Raw genomic sequence first — 16,725 nt, forward strand, 5'->3', positions numbered from 1 at the left:
ACAAATCATCCATCGCACTTGAATCGATACTATTTTGCACTGGTGTTTGGAGGGAGAGGTGCAGGGGACGGCTTTTCAGCGGTTAGGCTCTGTGGAATCCGTATAGGTTTTCAGGCGTTTAACCCAGGTTCTGCTCAGTCAGCCGCTGCACGGCCAATCGCCGGTAATGCGACGGCGTCATGCCCTTGAGCTGCTGAAAACGCCGATTGAAGTTGGAAATATTGTTGAAGCCCGACTCGAAACACACATCGGTTACCGGTTTGTTGCCATCGGCCAGCAGCTCGCAGGATTTGCTGATGCGCAGTCGATTGACGAATTCGATGAAACAGCGGCCAGTGGCTTGCTTGAACACTCGACTGAAATAAGTCGGCTTCATGCCAAGGTGCTCGGCGACTTCCTCCAGCGGCAGGTCCCGGGCGTAATGCGCGAAGATGTAATCCACCGCCCGATTGGTGCGATCGATGTTGTGCTCGTCGGCCAATTGCGGCGTCGTGGCCCCGGATAGCAGCTGATAGTCATCAGAGGCCGCCAGCAACTCCAGCAGAATGAAAAAGTGCCCGAGGCGTGTCACGCCTTTGCTGTCGGCGATGCGCTGCATCAAAGTCATGGCCTGGCGAATGGTGCGCTTGCAGCGAAACTCGATGCCGTACTGGGCGCGCTCCAACAGCGGCGCCAGCGTTTTGAGCTCGGCAAACACCAAGTGACCGCTGTCGAATAACTCATCCGTGAAGTTGACCAGCATGTCGCGCTTGGGCACCACTTCGTCTTCGGCCACCTGGCTGATCCAGTTGTGGGGCAGGTTGGGGCCGGTGAGGAATAGCGATTCTGGATAGAAGTTACCGATGTAGTCACCGATGAACACTTTGCCGGAGCTGGCGACGATCAGGTGCAGTTCGTATTCCTTGTGAAAATGCCAACGCACCAACGGGCAAGGAAAACCGTGCTGGCGGTAGATGATGGACAACCCGTTGTGGTCGTCCATCAGTTCGTAGGAGGGGTCTGTCACGCGGGCGGTTCGGGTCATGTCAGGGCGCTTTTCTTGTTATCGCTATCCGATCATGCCTCTTTTGGCGCCCGCTGTGCCAGCGTGCCACGACTTTCGCTTAGGCCGACTTGTGCAACCTGTCTCCGTAAACCGCTTTCATGCTGGTGGCGCTCCAGCAGTAGCGGACAATATCCGCCTCGTCAAAGAAATCGGTGCTGATGATGCTGCACCGGGTGACCCAGTCGCGGGTGGTGTGGAACCAGTCGTTGATTTGGTTTTTGATGTGCTGCGGCCCCCCCAGCAGCGAATAGCACGTCGCCGGCAAAGACCAGAGAAATCTATCGTAAGGCGCCCCCACAAGGGTGGTCTGGATATGCGATTGCAGATCGCTGGTGTCGGTGAATACCTTGCCGTTCCACTTGTGAGGTATCTGCGGCCAGAAATACTCACGGTCCAGCCCGGGCTTCGCCTGCGCTGCCATGACAATGCGGCGCTGTGAGCTGGCGCGCTTGAGTTGTTCCACGGTACTGAATGCATCCAAGGAGCGGATAAGGCGCGAACCCAGGCGGCGCATCAGAAAATCATTGAGTTGTTGGTAGTCGAAAGGCTTCGCTGCATCCCCTAACTGGTGGAAGTCGAGGACGATGAATTCGTCCGGGTTTCGGTCGAGGAATGACGTCACCGCATCGATCAGTTCATCAAGAATGCGGTGGGACTGATAGCCGCTGTGATGGAAGTAGAACACCGGTACTACCGGGCCGGCGGTACAGCCAAGCCGGATATCGAACGCCCGTGCGCCGTTGGCCAGTTGCCAGGCAAATGAGTCGTTTTGGCACGTTGTCCAGTTGCCGACCACCACCTCATAGTTGGGCGCTTCTTTGTCCATGCCGGCGTTGTGCGTGCCGGGCCAGACGATGTCGGTCAGCCTCAGCTGGCCGATATCCAGGACGTTGCTCATCCATTTCTGTTTGTCGGGTGCGGTTGCTGTATTGCGGGTCATGACAGTTCCTTGTCGTTGATTCGCCCCATCCGTGGGGAGAAGAAGTTCATGTGTCGGATGTGGCTGGGTGCCACATCCGTATTACTCGCCTGAGACAAAAGGCTTTCATGACCCAGCATAGAAGTGTGTGGCAGTATTGCCAGCGTCGGAAACACTTACACAAGAATAGCTATTTGATGGCGCGAAATTTGTTAATTTCGCTTGCTCGCTTTCGTCAGGTTTACAGTTCGGCAATAAGAGACAATGTTGGACTCTTCAATAAAATCGACATTGATGATGTTGCACTTTGACGCCCAGTCGCTGGCCTTCGGGTGGAACCAGAAATTAAGCTCATCATGAATATCCACGGGGCCGCCAAGAGCGCTGTAACTGGTGGCGGAAAGCGACCACGGTGCCTCTGTGCCTGGCGGGTTTCTCATCACATTCATAATGTGCACCGCCAAATCAGTGGCACTGGCGATACCGCTGCCAGACCATTTGTGCTCGATCTGCTCGTGAAATACGTTTCGATCAAGAGCACTGTGCCATGGGGCGGCGACTAAAATTCTTTGTATAGAGCTGATTTGTTTGAGCTGATGCAGGCTCAGAGACAGGTTTTTGGTGGGGATTATGCGATTGCCAAGATACTGTTTCACCATGCTATTGAAGTTAGTGAAATCAAACCTATCACCCTGCAGTTGATGGAAGTCTAGAATAATGAATTCATTCGGGCTCTCCTTAAGAAATTGTTCCACGTCGGTCACAAGATTCTTCAAGGTGCGAGAGTTGCGGTGGCCGTTGTGATGAATGCCGAACTTGTCGAGTCCTTTTGCGCTATCGTCCTGCAATAAACGGATGTCGAGAGCCCGAGAGCCGTGACACAGCTGGCTGTAGAACGATTCATGCTGACATGCCACCCAATGGGCGGGAGGGCCGAAAAACGGCCAGGACGCTTTCCAGTCGCTGCCTGCGTTGTGTGTTCCCGGCAGTGTCAATTCACAGAGTGACAATGTATCAATTGCCGGCGTGGCTAGCATCCAGTTTTTATGCGTACTTTTGTTCTGAACAAAGTTATCCATTTAATGCATCCTTGCATTGTTTTTAAAAAGAGAAGTTGGTTGTGTCTAACTTAACTAGCGAAGCTTAAGCTCGGCAGATGTTTATAGGGTGTGGAGTTGGTGTGGTCAACAAGGGTGGTGATGCAAAATATTTATTATTAGTGTGAGCTCTATAGCGGATTTCGATTCTTCGCTTCAATCCATTGCGCCATGTATTGCGTACTTTTATGGTGGTGATGACGCAACATGCTTCCCGTAAAGTTATCGCTTCTAAGTTGTGCCAAGTGTTGTTGGCAATACAACAACTTTTCGATCAGCGCCGGGCCATGTTCGGACTGTCGATAACGACCGGCCAGCAAGGTCGTCCCTTGGGATTGGGCGTTCGTCCACAGAGCCTCGTCCTTGTACAGTTGAACCGCGCAATCGGCGAACGCCTGTGCTGTTCGGGTCACGGCACCCGGCCAAGGATGTTCGCCATGCATCGCTTCTGCGCCGATTGGCGTTGTGATCGTGGGCGTGCCACACAACATGGCGTCGACAATTTTGCCTTTGATTCCGGCACCGAAGCGTAAGGGGGCCAGGCAAATCCGTGCGCCAGACATGACTTTTAATGCATCTTCCGCCCAGTTCATTACATGAAAACCCTGGCCGGGGTTGTGCAACGCAGTCGCTTTGGGCGGTGTGTAAGCACCGTAAATGTGCAATTGAGCCGTTGGCAGTTGTTGGCGGATCAGCGGCCAGATAGTGGTTTTCATCCAGAGCACCGCATCCCAGTTAGGGGCATGACGGAAGTTGCCGATGCTGAGAAAGTGCGCGCGGTCTTCAAAAGAAGCCGGTGGCACGCTCGGTAGATCGACCATCAGCGGGCACCAGTGCAGCAGTTGGCGCGGCAGCTTGAATTGCTCGACCAGCAACTCGATCTCTACTTCTGAAATCATCAGATTCAAGTCGCAACGATAAATCGCTGCGATCTCCCGTTTGGCCAGATCGGTCTCGGCCATGAGCTCAAACTCTTCACGTAACGCCGGCGCGAACAGTTCATTGAAGTCATTGGCGTCGTCACTGGCCTTCAAACGCTCCTTGAGGCGTTGATGGCGGGCATCTCGCAGGCTTTGCAGGTCGGAGGTCTCAAGCACGCGCAAGGCATCGGGGCAGTGTTTTTCAACTCGCCAGCCGAACTGTTCTTCCATCATGAACCGATCGAACAGGACAATGTCCGGGGCCAGTTCGCTGATGAACGTGTCGAAACTGCTGTTGTTCAATTCGATCGGGACTTCGCGAATGCCCAAGACCGTCAGGTCTGCCCGGTGTTCACCGGTGCCGGCCGGGCTACTGAAAGTAATGTCCCAGCCTTGCTGCAAGAAGGTCTCGAGAATTTGCATCATGTGCCCGCCGGCCGCCGAAGAGCGGGGCTCGGGCCAGACGTAACCAATGACCAGGACTTTGGTTGCGCGGGGCTGGGTCATCGGTATTCCTTGAGACGGGTCATCGGGTAGGGCGCAATTAAACCACAGCAAGCGTGGCATTGAACTGAACGCTCCGGCGTCAGGCAAGAAAATGAATGACCGAGAACAGTCAAGGAAACACGACAACCCCACAGAGCAAAAGGGTTGAGATTGTCGTGTCGTGATTTACTGACCCGGGGTGGCGGGTAGCGTTCTGCAAAATGCCTGATCGGCGGGTGGCGGCTGATTCGGATATGTTTGCGGAAGCACCTTGACCATCGTCGTTTCGACAACGCCGTCCGCATACTCAGTTTCGATGAACTGGGCGCTCCAACCCTCCTCGGGAGCACGGAGAGTCGCCTGGACGTCCATTGCGACCGGCAATGGTTTTGCGGTGTAGCGCACGCCGCAGTTGTACCGAAAGTCCCGGGCCTTCGGGTTGAGCGCTGTCCACTGAGTCGTCCTGATCGGCATTTCGGACAAGGTCAGGTGCAACTTGGTCAATGTGGCGTCCAGGCGCTGTTCCTGTGCCTTTAACCTCGGTGCGGTATTGCCAGTCTGCCGCCGCTTGATATAAGGAATCAGGTTCGCTTCAACAAACGCCCGAACATCGTGGGCGGCATTGGGAATGACCCGAAGTGTATTGTCACCCGGCAGGTCCGGAAAATACTCGCGTGAAGCATCCGGGATGAAGAAGTCATCGCCACTGGCGTTGACGACATATTTCGGGATCTTCAAGCGGCCGGTGTAACCGGACAGATTCCTATAGGTCATCGGATCTTCGACCTGCATCAGCTTCTTGAACGGCTCGGTCTTGCGTTGGGCAATCACGCCTTGCAAGTAGTAGTCGATGTACGCCAGTGGCCAGTTACCGCCGTAGGCCAGAAACGTCTGGTCGAACACTTTGTCCGTGTTCAAGACGTCGATGACAAACGGCACGATGCTATCGACGCGTGAGTCCGCAAGGGCGGACAGCCATACCGCCCAACCGCGTTTCGACGCACCGGTGGCAAGAAAACTCACCACCTGGCCTGGCTGCGTTTCCTTTTGCGCCAGGTCCATGGCCTTGACCAGCGCTTCCATCATCGGCACATGCAGCGACATAAAGGGCTGTTGTTCCGGGGCCTGCATGAAGAGTTTCCAGCTGTGGGCAACGCTGCCATCTTCTGTGCGCGGCACGCCGTCATCGCTGTAGGTCAAATACTGGTTAGGGACATTGCTGACAGCCACTACGATCAAACCGGTTTGCCGGGCAATGTTGAGCAGCGTTTGCTGCGAAAAGTTGTTGGGTGCTCCCGGAGACTCACCGGGCAAAGGCTTGTTGACGCCGTCGTTGGCGACCAGCACGGCACGCGTACCCTTGACGTTGTCGGGAATGTACAGGTCGACTCCATGGGTCCAGTCTGCCGGTGCGACTTGACCGCCCTGGCCCCAGGTCTGTGACGTCAGTTCGAAGCGCCGGATGTTGACGCCGGGCTGTTGCTCTTGTCCCTTACTGATGTAGCGCAGCGGTTGCGTCGCTTCGGCTTTGCGATAGCAGCTCAATACTTCGCTGAACGCCTGTCCGCTCTGTTCAAAGCAGTGCTGGGGATTGTCGGAAGAGGCTGACTGGCAACCATATCCGGCGATGAGCATCAGCAATAATCCGCTGATTTTCAAATGACGTGCGTAGCGTTCGGTTCGACTCGGCATGGACTCGGTTCCTTATGAGTGGGATCGCCGGTCCAATCAAACGCCAGGCGGGCGGCCTTTTCTACTGTCAAACTTGACAGGTCAGAGCCCAAAAACGCCGAAAAATGCAGCCTTACGTCGGTTTATGCAGAAAAGTGGTGGGGCCAAGATGCCCAGTCAACTGTCTCAGGTCAGCATGCCTTTGACCTTGACGCGCAACTGATCAATGGAAAACGGTTTACCAATCACGTGCATACCTTCGGGCACATCAATACTTTCGGCATAACCGCTAGCAAACAGGATGGGCAGCTCGGGGCGCAGCATCCGGGCCTGGGTGGCCAATTCACGGCCGTCCATCACCGGCAAACCAACGTCTGTCATCATCAAATCGATGTACTGATCTTCGTCGTTGAGAAACTCCAGCGCCTGTTCGCTGCCATCGGCCTCGAGCACCTTGAACTCGAGTTCCTCCAGCACATCGACAATCAGCATGCGCACGATGGCGTCGTCTTCGACTACAAGGATGATGGACGCGGTGGCGGACATAGTGGGTTCTCAGAGGTTGAATTCGCGGTTGTCGGTCGATCTAAATCGCCGGGTTCTTGCTTGAGTAAGTGAGGCAACCCGACAAGTTCCCGCGCGGTAGAAAAAAGAATAGCCGCACAAGTGCTGGCAAGGATAACCGCTCCTTTGCGCTAGAGCAGTGGAATGTAGGATTTTGCGCGAAAAGGTGTCAGAAAATTGGATCAAACCGGGGCTTTTGGGGCAAACTCCTTGGTTTTCAACAGTTCGACAAGGTTTCCCCCCCATGACATCCGCGTCTTCGGTTGATGAGCAACGATTCCGTAAACTCCTGAGCCGCAACGTCAGCCTGCCGTTGGGTGTCGGCGTGCTCAGTGCAGTGTTCTTTGTTTCGCTGATCACTTACCTGCTGTCGGTGACCCAGTGGGTCGAGCACACCGACCGGGTGATCAATAACGCCAATGAATCGGTCAAGCTGACCGTCGATCTGGAAACCGGTATGCGCGGCTTCCTGCTCACTGGCGACGAACACTTCCTTGAACCCTACGAAACGGCCAAGCCACGAATCGCTGTCGCCCTCAATACCTTGCTCGAACTGACCGCGGACAACCCGGTGCAGACCGACCGTCTGAACCGGCTCCAGGCCTTGCAGAATGAGTGGGCCACTTACGCGCAGGCACTCATTGAATTGCAGCGATCCAGCGGCGATTACCGCAGCGTGGTCAAGGCCGGGCGCGGCAAGCGGCTGACCGATGAGATCCGCAAGCAATTCGAAGACGTGATCGACATGGAGCAGCAGTTACGCACCACGCGCAACGAGGAAGTGCGCCGCACCACGATCTGGAGCATCAGCCTTTACCTGTTGTTCATCGCCGGGATCAGCGCATTGCTGGCCTACATTGGCCGTCGGGACTTGCTCAACCTTTCACAAAGTTACAGCGCCAACCTCGCCGCGCAACAGGCCAGCGCCCAGCGTCTGGAACAGCAGGCCTGGCTGCGCAATGGCCAGACCGAACTGGCCGAACAAGTGTTGGGGCAACTGTCGCTTAATCTGCTGGGCCGCAACATACTGCAGTTCTGCGCGCAGTACCTGGGCACGGCCGTGGCGGCTATTTATGTTCGTGAAGAGCACGGTGGACTCAAGCGCATTGCCTCTTACGGTTTCTCCCGCGAGCAGGAAGCGCGCGAACAGCAGATTTACAGCGATGAAGGCATTGTCGGCCAGGTAGCGAACCAGGCTCGCTTGATTCGTCTCGATGACGTACCGAGCGATTACTTCAAGGTCAGCTCCGGCCTGGGCGAAGGTCTGCCGCACAGCGTGCTGGTCGTGCCGACCAATGACGACGATCGGGTCAACGGTGTGATCGAACTGGGCTTCCTGCGCCCGCTGACGGACCGTGACGTCGAATTGCTTGAACTGATTGCTGGCAACATCGGCACGTCCATCGAGGCCGCTCGCTATCGCCAGCGCTTGCAGGAAGTGCTGGCCGAAACCCAGCAGCTCAATGAAGAACTGCAAGTCCAGCAGGAAGAACTCAAGACCGCCAACGAAGAGCTGGAAGAGCAGTCGCGGATTCTCAAGGAGTCCCAGGCGCATCTGGAGACCCAGCAAGTCGAGCTTGAACAAACGAATGAGCAGCTCGCCGAGCAGGCGGGGATACTGGCGTCTCAGCGCGACGCCATGGACCTGAAGAACAGCGAGCTCAATCAGGCCCAGACCCAGCTCGAAGAACGCGCCGAAGAGTTGCAGCGCTCGAGCAAGTACAAGTCTGAATTCCTCGCCAACATGTCCCACGAGTTGCGCACGCCGCTGAACAGCTCGTTGATCCTGGCCAAGTTGCTGGCGGAAAACCCCCAGGAAAACCTCAGCGCCGAGCAGGTCAAGTTCGCCGAGTCGATCTACTCCGCCGGCAATGATTTGCTCAACTTGATCAACGACATTCTCGACATTTCCAAGGTCGAGGCCGGCAAGCTTGAGATGCGACCGGAGAACACCAGTGTCGCGCGGCTGGTGGATGGCTTGCGCGGGATGTTCCAGCCCTTGGCGACCGACAAGAAACTGGATTTCCAGGTCGAGGTGCAGGCCGGTGCGCCGATGATGATCTTTACCGACCGCCAACGTCTGGAGCAGGTCATCAAGAACCTGCTGTCCAACGCGGTAAAATTCACCGAAAGAGGCACGGTCAGCCTGACGGTTGCCAGCCAGCCAGGCGACGGTATCGCCTTTATCATTCGCGATTCGGGGATTGGCATTGCCGCGGATCAGCAGGACAGCATTTTCGAAGCTTTCCGCCAGGCCGATGGCACCACCAATCGACGTTACGGCGGCACCGGCCTGGGCTTGTCGATTTCCCGTGACCTGGCCGCCTTGCTCGGTGGTTCCATCAGTGTCACCAGCGAGCCGGGGCAGGGCAGTGTGTTTACGCTGGTTTTGCCGCAGCAATACGTTGAACCGGGCGAGGATCCTGTCGAGCCGATGAGAGCCACGCCGGTTGCCTTTACACCGAGAGTGACGCCCGCCGCGCTGGTGCCGTTGATTGCCGAAGTCGATATCCCGCGTTTCGACGACGATCGCACCAAGGCGCCATTCGCCACTCGTTGCATTCTGGTGGTGGAAGACGAGCCGAACTTCGCCAATATCCTTTACGACCTGGCGCATGAGCTGGGTTATCAGTGCCTGGTGGCGCACGGCGCGGACGAGGGTTACGACCTGGCGAGGGAATTCATCCCGGACGCCATTCTGCTGGACATGCGCTTGCCGGATCATTCCGGGTTGACCGTGCTACAACGCCTGAAGGAACACGCTGAAACCCGGCACATTCCGGTGCATGTGATTTCCGTGGAAGACCGGGTCGAAGCCGCGATGCACATGGGCGCCATTGGTTACGCGGTCAAGCCGACCACCCGCGAGGAGCTCAAGGACGTGTTTGCCCGCCTTGAGGCCAAGCTGACCCAGAAAGTCAAACGCGTCCTGCTGGTCGAAGACGATGATCTGCAGCGCGATAGCATTGCCCGGCTGATCGGCGACGAAGACATCGAGATCACTGCTGTTGGCCTGGCACAGGATGCCCTGGACCATCTGCGCACGACGATTTTCGACTGCATGATCATCGACCTGAAGCTGCCGGACATGCTCGGCAACGACTTGCTCAAGCGCATGTCCACGGAAGATATCTGCTCGTTCCCGCCGGTGATCGTCTACACCGGGCGCAACCTGACGCGGGACGAAGAGGCCGACCTGCGCAAGTATTCGCGCTCGATCATCATCAAGGGGGCGCGCTCGCCAGAGCGTTTGCTGGATGAGGTCACACTCTTTCTGCACAAAGTCGAATCCAGGTTGTCCCATGAACGCCAGAGGATGCTCAAGACCGCGCGCAGTCGCGACAAGGTTTTCGAGGGTCGCAAGGTGCTGCTGGTGGACGACGATGTACGCAATATCTTCGCCCTCACCAGTGCTCTGGAGCAAAAGGGTGCAGTCGTGGTCATTGGCCGTAACGGTCGTGAAGCGATTGAAAGACTGAATGAAGTCGAGGACATCGATCTGGTGCTGATGGACGTGATGATGCCAGAGATGGATGGCTACGAAGCCACCATCGAGATCCGCAAGGACCCGCGCTGGCGCAAGCTGCCGATCATTGCGGTGACGGCCAAGGCCATGAAGGACGATCAGGAGCGCTGCTTGCAAGCGGGCTCCAATGATTACCTGGCTAAGCCCATCGACCTGGATCGCCTGTTCTCGCTGATTCGCGTGTGGTTACCGAAGATGGAACGCATTTAGTGGAAAGCTTTTAGTGGAAAAGAATACCGAAATCGAATTGCGCTTGTTGATCGAGGCGATCTATCTCAAATACAGCTATGACTTTCGCGACTACTCCGGCGCTTCGATCAAGCGTCGGGTCAATCACGCGTTGAGCCAGTTCGAGTGCACGACCATTTCAGCGTTGCAGGAAAAGGTCCTGCACGACCCGACGGCGTTCATGCAGTTGTTGCAACTGCTGACGATCCCGGTCAGTGAAATGTTCCGTGACCCTTTGCATTTCCTGGCGATCCGCAAGGAAGTGGTGCCGTTGCTCAAGACTTACCCCTCGATCAAGATCTGGATCGCCGGTTGCAGCACGGGTGAAGAGGTCTATTCGATGGCCATCCTGCTGCGCGAAGAAGGCTTGCTCGATCGCACCATCATCTACGCCACGGACATCAACCCGCGCTCGCTGGATAAAGCCAAGCAGGGGATTTTCTCCATGGAGAATGTCCGCGCCTACACTCATAACTACCAGCAGGCAGGTGGCCAGCGTTCGTTCGCCGACTACTACACGGCGGCTTACGGTTACGCCATTTTCGACAAGACGCTGTGTGAGAACGTGACCTTCGCCGATCACAGCCTGGCGACTGACAGTGTCTTTTCAGAAACTCAATTAATTTCGTGTCGTAATGTTTTGATTTACTTCAATAAAAAGCTTCAGGATCGTGCGTTCGGTTTGTTCCATGAATCCCTTTGCCATCGAGGATTTTTGGTGCTGGGTAGTAAGGAAACCCTGGATTTTTCGGCCTACGGCAACCAGTTCGAACCGTTGGTCAAACAAGAACGGATTTACCGCAAATCATGAACAGTGCAGCGAATCTGCCTTCTATAGAGGCTGTCGTGATCGGCGCCTCGGCCGGCGGTGTAGAGGCGCTGCTGAATATCCTCAGCCCACTGCGAAAAGGCTTCACGCTGCCGATCATTGTGGTTCTTCACCTCCCTGACGAACGTCGCAGCCAGCTGGCCGAGGTGTTCGCCCGGCGAGTCTCCATGCCTGTACTGGAAGCCTGCGACAAGACGCTGGTGAAAGCTGGAACGCTCTATTTCGCGTCTCCGGGTTATCACTTGTCGGTGGAGCAGGACCGCAGTCTTTCCTTGAGTCTGGAAGCCCGTGTGCATTATTCGCGACCGGCCATCGATTACCTGTTCGAGTCGGCCGCCGATGCCTACGGCTCAGCCCTGGCCGCGGTGTTGTTGACTGGTGCCAACCGCGATGGCGCCAGCGGTCTGGCCCAGGTCAAATACCGTGGTGGCATGACCATCGTCCAGGACCCGGACGAAGCTCAGGTTGCAACCATGCCCCAAGCTGCACTGGATATGCACCAGCCAGACCACATCCTCCCTATACGCGGCATCGGCCGTCTGCTTGTCGAGCTGGAACGAATCGCATGCTAAGTACTATCCAAGCCAAACTGCTGATCGTCGACGATCTGCCGGAGAACCTGTTGGCGCTCGAAGCGCTGATCAGGCGCGAAGACCGTATCGTCTACAAAGCCTTGTCCGCCGATGAAGCCTTGTCGTTGTTGCTGCAACACGAGTTCGCCATGGCCATTCTCGACGTGCAGATGCCCGGCATGAACGGCTTCGAGTTGGCCGAGCTGATGCGCGGCACGGAAAAGACCAAGAACATCCCGATCGTGTTCGTCAGTGCGGCCGGTCGTGAGCTGAACTACGCGTTCAAGGGCTACGAAAGCGGCGCCGTGGATTTCCTCTACAAGCCGCTGGATATCCACGCGGTCAAGAGCAAGGTCAACGTGTTCGTCGAACTGTTTCGCCAAAGCAAGGCGATGAAACAGCAGGTCGAGGAGCTGGAGCAAAGCCGCCGTGAGCAGGAAGCGCTGCTCAAGCAGTTACAGAGTACTCAGCTGGAACTGGAGCAAGCGGTGCGCATGCGCGATGACTTCATGTCCATCGTCGCCCATGAAGTCCGCACGCCGCTCAATGGCCTGATCCTCGAAACCCAGTTGCGCAAGATGCACCTTGCCCGGGATAACGCTGCGGCGTTTACCCTGGACAAGATGCACGCGATGGTCGATCGCGACGAGCGGCAGATCAAAAGCCTGATCCGCTTGATCGAAGACATGCTCGATGTGTCGCGCATTCGCACCGGCAAGTTGTCGATCCGACCGACGCGCTTCGATCTGTCGGCGCTGGTTCGCGGCTTGCTGCAGAACTTCGCACCGCAGATCGATGCTGCCGAGTCCTCGGTCACCTTGGAGGCCGAGCAACCGGTGGTGGGCAGTTGGGACGAATTTCGCATTGAACAGGTGATTTCCAATCTGCTGACCAATGCTTTGCGCTACGGCGCCAAGAGTCCGATCACCGTTAAGGTGTACAGTGAGGGCGGTCAGGCTCGGGTGGAAGTGCGCGATCTCGGGATCGGCATCGGCGAAGAGAATCAGAAGCGTATTTTCCAGCAATTCGAACGCGTCACGGCCAAACACGCTGTCGCGGGGTTGGGCCTGGGCTTATTTATTTCCGAGCAGATTGTGGCCGCCCATGGCGGTTCCATTACCGTCGAAAGCCGGATTGGCGAAGGCGCCTTGTTTCGCGTTTGTCTGCCGCAGTAGGAAAACAGCCAGATAAACGCAACCTCTGATCGACCCCACGGTCGTATCAGCAGCTATTGACCGAACAAAGGCTTCCCATGAGTGAAGATGCACAAGACGTCGTATTGATCGTCGAAGATGACCCCTCGATTTTGATGGTGCTGTCAGCCTACCTGTCGGGTGAGGGCTACCGGGTATTGCAGGCCGAAAACGGCGAGCAGGCCTTCGAGATTCTGTCGAGCAAACCACACCTGGACATGATGATCACCGACTTCCGCCTGCCGGGCGGAATCTCTGGCGTGCAGATTGCTGAACCTGCCGTGAAGCTGCGACCGGAACTCAAGGTGATTTTTATCAGCGGTTATCCGCAGGAGATCCGCGAGACGGACAGCCCGATCACCCGTAAAGCACCGATCCTGGCCAAACCGTTCGATCTGGATGTACTGCAGGAGCTTATGCAGGAAATGCTCTCGTAAGCACCTTCAGACGCGGATCATCTCCCGCACCTTCGCCGTCAATAGGTCGAAGGTGAACGGCTTGGTGATCATCTGCATGCCAGGATCAAGGAAACCACCACGCACTGCCGCATGCTCGGCGTAGCCTGTGATGAACAAAACCTTCAGATCCGGCCGGTATTGCCGACCGATTTCCGCCAGTTGCCGTCCATTCATGCCGGGCAACCCAACGTCGCTGATCAACAAATCGATACGCTGCCTGGAGTCGAGAATCGGCACCGCGCTGTCGGCATTACCAGCCTCGACGAAGGCATAGCCCAGGTCACTCAACACCGTACTGATCAACACCCGTACCGCCGGATCGTCCTCGACGATCAGCACCGTTTCGCCATTCTGTGCGAACGGAGCGTGCTGGACGTCCACCGGGCTGTCCTGAGGCACGTCACCGCCGAATCGCGGGAGAAACAGGCTCACCGTGGTGCCTTCGCCCACTTCACTGTGAATGGCGACGTGGCCACGCGATTGTTTGCTGAAACCATAAATCATCGACAGCCCGAGGCCTGTGCCCTGACCGATGGGCTTGGTGGTAAAGAACGGATCAAAGGCTCGGTTGATGGTGCTTTGCGGCATGCCACACCCAGTGTCTGTGACGCTCAGCACCACGTAATCACCCGGTTGAAGGTTGCTCTGGGCTTCGGTGAAGCCAATGTCCAGATGCTGATTGCTGGTTTTTACCACCAGTTTGCCGCCATCGGGCATCGCATCCCGAGCATTGAGCACCAGATTGAGCAGGGCGCTTTCTAGTTGATTGGGATCGGCCTCGGCCACCCAGAGTTGCTCGTTCAGCTGCATGTCCAGCTGAATGGTTTCGTTGATGCTGCGCTGAAGCAGCTCGCCCATGGACACCACCAGGGTGTTCATCTCCACGGGTTTGGAGTCCAGCGACTGACGCCGGGAGAATGCCAGCAGACGGTGGGTCAGGCCTGCCGCGCGGTTGGCTGACGTCACACCCAGGTCGATAAGACTGTCCAGATCGTCGGTGCGCCCACGGGCGACACGTCGGCGCAGCAGCTCCAGGCTGCCGATGATGCCGGTCAGCATGTTGTTAAAGTCGTGGGCAATGCCGCCGGTGAGCTGGCCGACCGCTTCCATCTTCTGCGATTGGCGCAGGGCTTCCTCATTGTGTCGCAGCTGGGCGGTGCGTTCCTCGACCTGCTGTTCGAGGGTTTCGAGGGTGTTTTGCAACCGCAGTTCGCTTTGACTCAGATCGATCAGCCGGTCCCTGGCGTCGTACTGTCGTCGACGGCCGCGCAACGCGGTGGTCACCAGACTGATTAACGTCACGGGATGAAAAGGACGCTCAAGAAAGGTCACGTTCCCCAGCTGTGGACCGTAGCGCGACGCCGGGTTTTGCTCCGGGCCGCCATGGTGGGTCATCAATACAATCGGAAGGTCGGACCAGGCAGGCTGTTGTTCGATCAGACTGAACAGCGGTTCAAGATTACCGCCCAACAAGGCCTCGGAAGAGATCAACAGCAATCCTGCCCCTTGCACCAGCTCGCTGCATAACGCCACAAGGTCCCGAGTAATCACCCCGTCGTAACCCGCTTCATTGAGCATCATCAGCGCAATCTGGCTGTCGCGACCCAGCGGCGCGAGAATGATCGCGCGCTCGGACATCGCTTCCCGGGCAATCACGGGCTTTGTTCCTCAAGCAAAGGATTGCTGGCACCCAGATAGGTCGGGACACCCCGCAATACCCCCTGAAATGCATCCAGCGGTTCACCAATGGTCATGCCCTGAGCGCTGATTCGGTATTCCCGAATGGTTGACTCATGACTGCCCGTGCGTTTCTTGATGATCGAGATCGCCCGGCGAACCTTGCCTAATGCCTCGAAGTAGCGCAGCAGGATGACCGTGTCGGCCAGATAGGTGATGTCCACGGGGGCCTGCATGTCACCGACCAGTCCATGCTGGGCGACGGTCATGTAGGTCGCGGCACCCTGGCGATTGAGGTACAGCAGCAACTCGTGCATGTGCAGTACCAGCGCGTTTTCCTCGGGCATCGCCGCCTGATAGCCATTGATGCTGTCGATCACCACGGTCTTGATACTGCCCTCATCGACGCAGCGACGAACCCGGTAGGAAAACTCTCCTGGGGACAACTCAGCCGCGTCCACTTGCTCGATCAGCAGGTTGCCAGTGTCTTGCAGCGCCTTGAGGTCGATGCCGATGTTCTTCATGCGTTCGAACAGCAACCCGAGCTCTTCATCGAAAATAAACAGTGCGGCTTTTTCGCCTCGGGCCACGGCGGCGGCGGCGAAGATCATCGAGATCAGCGATTTGCCAGTACCGGCCGGACCAAGGATCAGCGTGCTGGAACCGGTCTCGATCCCGCCGCCGAGCAGGGCGTCCATGGCCTTGATGCCGCTGGACAATTGCTGGCGGACATAGCGACCGCGGTGCTCGGCGGCCACCAGGCGCGGAAAAACATGCACGCCATCGCCCATGATGGTGAAGTCGTGAAACCCGCCTCGGTACTTCTGGCCACGGTATTTCACCACACGGATCCGCCGACGCTCGGCGCCATAGTTGGGGGTCAGTTCCTCAAGGCGAATGACGCCGTGGGCCACACTGTGCACGGTTTTGTCGAGGGATTCGGTGGTCAGGTCGTCCAGCAACACCACCGTGGCGTCATAGCGCACGAAGTAATGTTTGATCGCGAGGATCTGGCGACGGTAGCGCAATGAGCTTTGGGCCAGCAGACGGATCTCGGAAAGACTGTCGAGCACCACACGGGTCGGCTTGACCCGTTCGACCACTTCGAAAATCTGCTTGGTGGCTTCGCCCAGTTCAAGGTCCGAGGAATACAACAAGCTCTGCTGATGCTCGGCATTGAGCAGGCTTTCCGGGGGCGTCAGCTCGAAGATGTGGATGTTCTCATCCAGTTCCCAGCCGTGGGACAAGGCCCCTTGGCGCAATTCGCGTTCGGTCTCGGACAGGGTGATGTACAACGAGCGTTCGCCGGCACGAGCACCGGCCAACAGGAAATGCAAAGCGACGGTGGTTTTGCCGGTACCGGGTTCACCCTCCAGTAAAAACACATGCCCGCGGGACAAACCGCCGGCCAGGATGTCATCCAGACCTTCGATGCCGGTGGCGGCTTTTGCACTGATCAACTCGTTTGATGTAGACAAAAAATACCCTCTCATGACTAGGGGAAGCGAGGCAGCAGGCCGTAAGTGCCTGAATGGACTGC

Annotated in this window: 13 protein-coding genes; 5 read left to right on the plus strand and 8 right to left on the minus strand. The window is 56.9% G+C overall.

All coding sequences use genetic code 11. The annotated features are described in order from the left end of the window. Nucleotides 1-118: 118 nt before the first annotated feature. The 6 genes from QFW87_RS12380 to QFW87_RS12405 all read right to left on the minus strand — a co-directional run bounded on the left by QFW87_RS12380 (nucleotide 119) and on the right by QFW87_RS12405 (nucleotide 6,684). Nucleotides 119-1,024 (minus strand): AraC family transcriptional regulator, encoded by a 906-nt coding sequence (locus tag QFW87_RS12380; protein WP_283180387.1) that lies wholly within the window; start codon nucleotides 1,022-1,024, stop codon nucleotides 119-121. A 79-nt stretch (nucleotides 1,025-1,103) separates the two neighbouring features. Beyond that, nucleotides 1,104-1,985: a phospholipase gene (locus QFW87_RS12385; protein ID WP_283190632.1), complete on the minus strand. Its 882-nt coding sequence runs from the start codon at nucleotides 1,983-1,985 to the stop codon at nucleotides 1,104-1,106. A 191-nt stretch (nucleotides 1,986-2,176) separates the two neighbouring features. Continuing rightward, a complete protein-coding gene (locus QFW87_RS12390) occupies nucleotides 2,177-3,043 on the minus strand; it encodes a phospholipase (RefSeq protein ID WP_283180385.1) in 867 nt (288 codons plus the stop codon). 149 nt (nucleotides 3,044-3,192) lie between these two features. Next, nucleotides 3,193-4,488 carry a glycosyltransferase gene (locus QFW87_RS12395; RefSeq protein ID WP_283180384.1) on the minus strand — a complete coding sequence of 432 codons (1,296 nt, stop codon included), beginning with the start codon at nucleotides 4,486-4,488 and terminating at the stop codon, nucleotides 3,193-3,195. A 165-nt stretch (nucleotides 4,489-4,653) separates the two neighbouring features. Next, nucleotides 4,654-6,159, minus strand: coding sequence for a PhoPQ-activated protein PqaA family protein (locus QFW87_RS12400; protein ID WP_283190633.1), 1,506 nt, complete (start codon nucleotides 6,157-6,159; stop codon nucleotides 4,654-4,656). A 165-nt stretch (nucleotides 6,160-6,324) separates the two neighbouring features. Further along, the gene (locus QFW87_RS12405) at nucleotides 6,325-6,684 is read right to left on the minus strand and encodes a response regulator (protein WP_283190634.1); all 360 of its coding nucleotides are present in this window, start codon (nucleotides 6,682-6,684) and stop codon (nucleotides 6,325-6,327) included. Nucleotides 6,685-6,946: 262 nt separating this feature from the next. Between QFW87_RS12405 and QFW87_RS12410 the strand changes: the two genes are divergently transcribed. From QFW87_RS12410 to QFW87_RS12430, 5 genes are all read left to right on the plus strand, one after another. Next, complete coding sequence (locus QFW87_RS12410; protein ID WP_283180382.1) at nucleotides 6,947-10,438, plus strand: response regulator; 3,492 nt, start codon at nucleotides 6,947-6,949, stop codon at nucleotides 10,436-10,438. 13 nt (nucleotides 10,439-10,451) lie between these two features. Then, on the plus strand, nucleotides 10,452-11,267 hold the full coding sequence (locus QFW87_RS12415; protein WP_283190635.1) for a protein-glutamate O-methyltransferase CheR: 816 nt from the start codon (nucleotides 10,452-10,454) through the stop codon (nucleotides 11,265-11,267). Beyond that, entirely contained in the window at nucleotides 11,264-11,857 is a 594-nt protein-coding gene (locus QFW87_RS12420; protein WP_283190636.1) for a chemotaxis protein CheB, read from the plus strand. The genes QFW87_RS12415 and QFW87_RS12420 overlap by 4 nt, the downstream gene beginning before the upstream one ends. Further along, the gene (locus QFW87_RS12425; protein WP_283180380.1) at nucleotides 11,851-13,032 is read left to right on the plus strand and encodes a hybrid sensor histidine kinase/response regulator; all 1,182 of its coding nucleotides are present in this window, start codon (nucleotides 11,851-11,853) and stop codon (nucleotides 13,030-13,032) included. Before QFW87_RS12420 ends, QFW87_RS12425 begins: the two co-directional genes overlap by 7 nt. A gap of 77 nt (nucleotides 13,033-13,109) precedes the next feature. Continuing rightward, nucleotides 13,110-13,487, plus strand: a complete 378-nt coding sequence (locus QFW87_RS12430) for a response regulator (protein WP_008146959.1) — start codon at nucleotides 13,110-13,112, stop codon at nucleotides 13,485-13,487. Nucleotides 13,488-13,493: 6 nt separating this feature from the next. Here QFW87_RS12430 and QFW87_RS12435 read toward each other — a convergent pair whose 3' ends face one another. Next, nucleotides 13,494-15,164: a response regulator gene (locus QFW87_RS12435; RefSeq protein WP_283190637.1), complete on the minus strand. Its 1,671-nt coding sequence runs from the start codon at nucleotides 15,162-15,164 to the stop codon at nucleotides 13,494-13,496. Continuing rightward, nucleotides 15,161-16,663 carry an ATPase domain-containing protein gene (locus QFW87_RS12440; protein WP_283180378.1) on the minus strand — a complete coding sequence of 501 codons (1,503 nt, stop codon included), beginning with the start codon at nucleotides 16,661-16,663 and terminating at the stop codon, nucleotides 15,161-15,163. Before QFW87_RS12440 ends, QFW87_RS12435 begins: the two co-directional genes overlap by 4 nt. Nucleotides 16,664-16,725 lie beyond the last annotated feature (62 nt).

It is taken from the genome of Pseudomonas sp. PMCC200344, assembly GCF_030053095.1.
Taxonomy (GTDB): Bacteria; Pseudomonadota; Gammaproteobacteria; order Pseudomonadales; family Pseudomonadaceae; genus Aquipseudomonas; species Aquipseudomonas svalbardensis.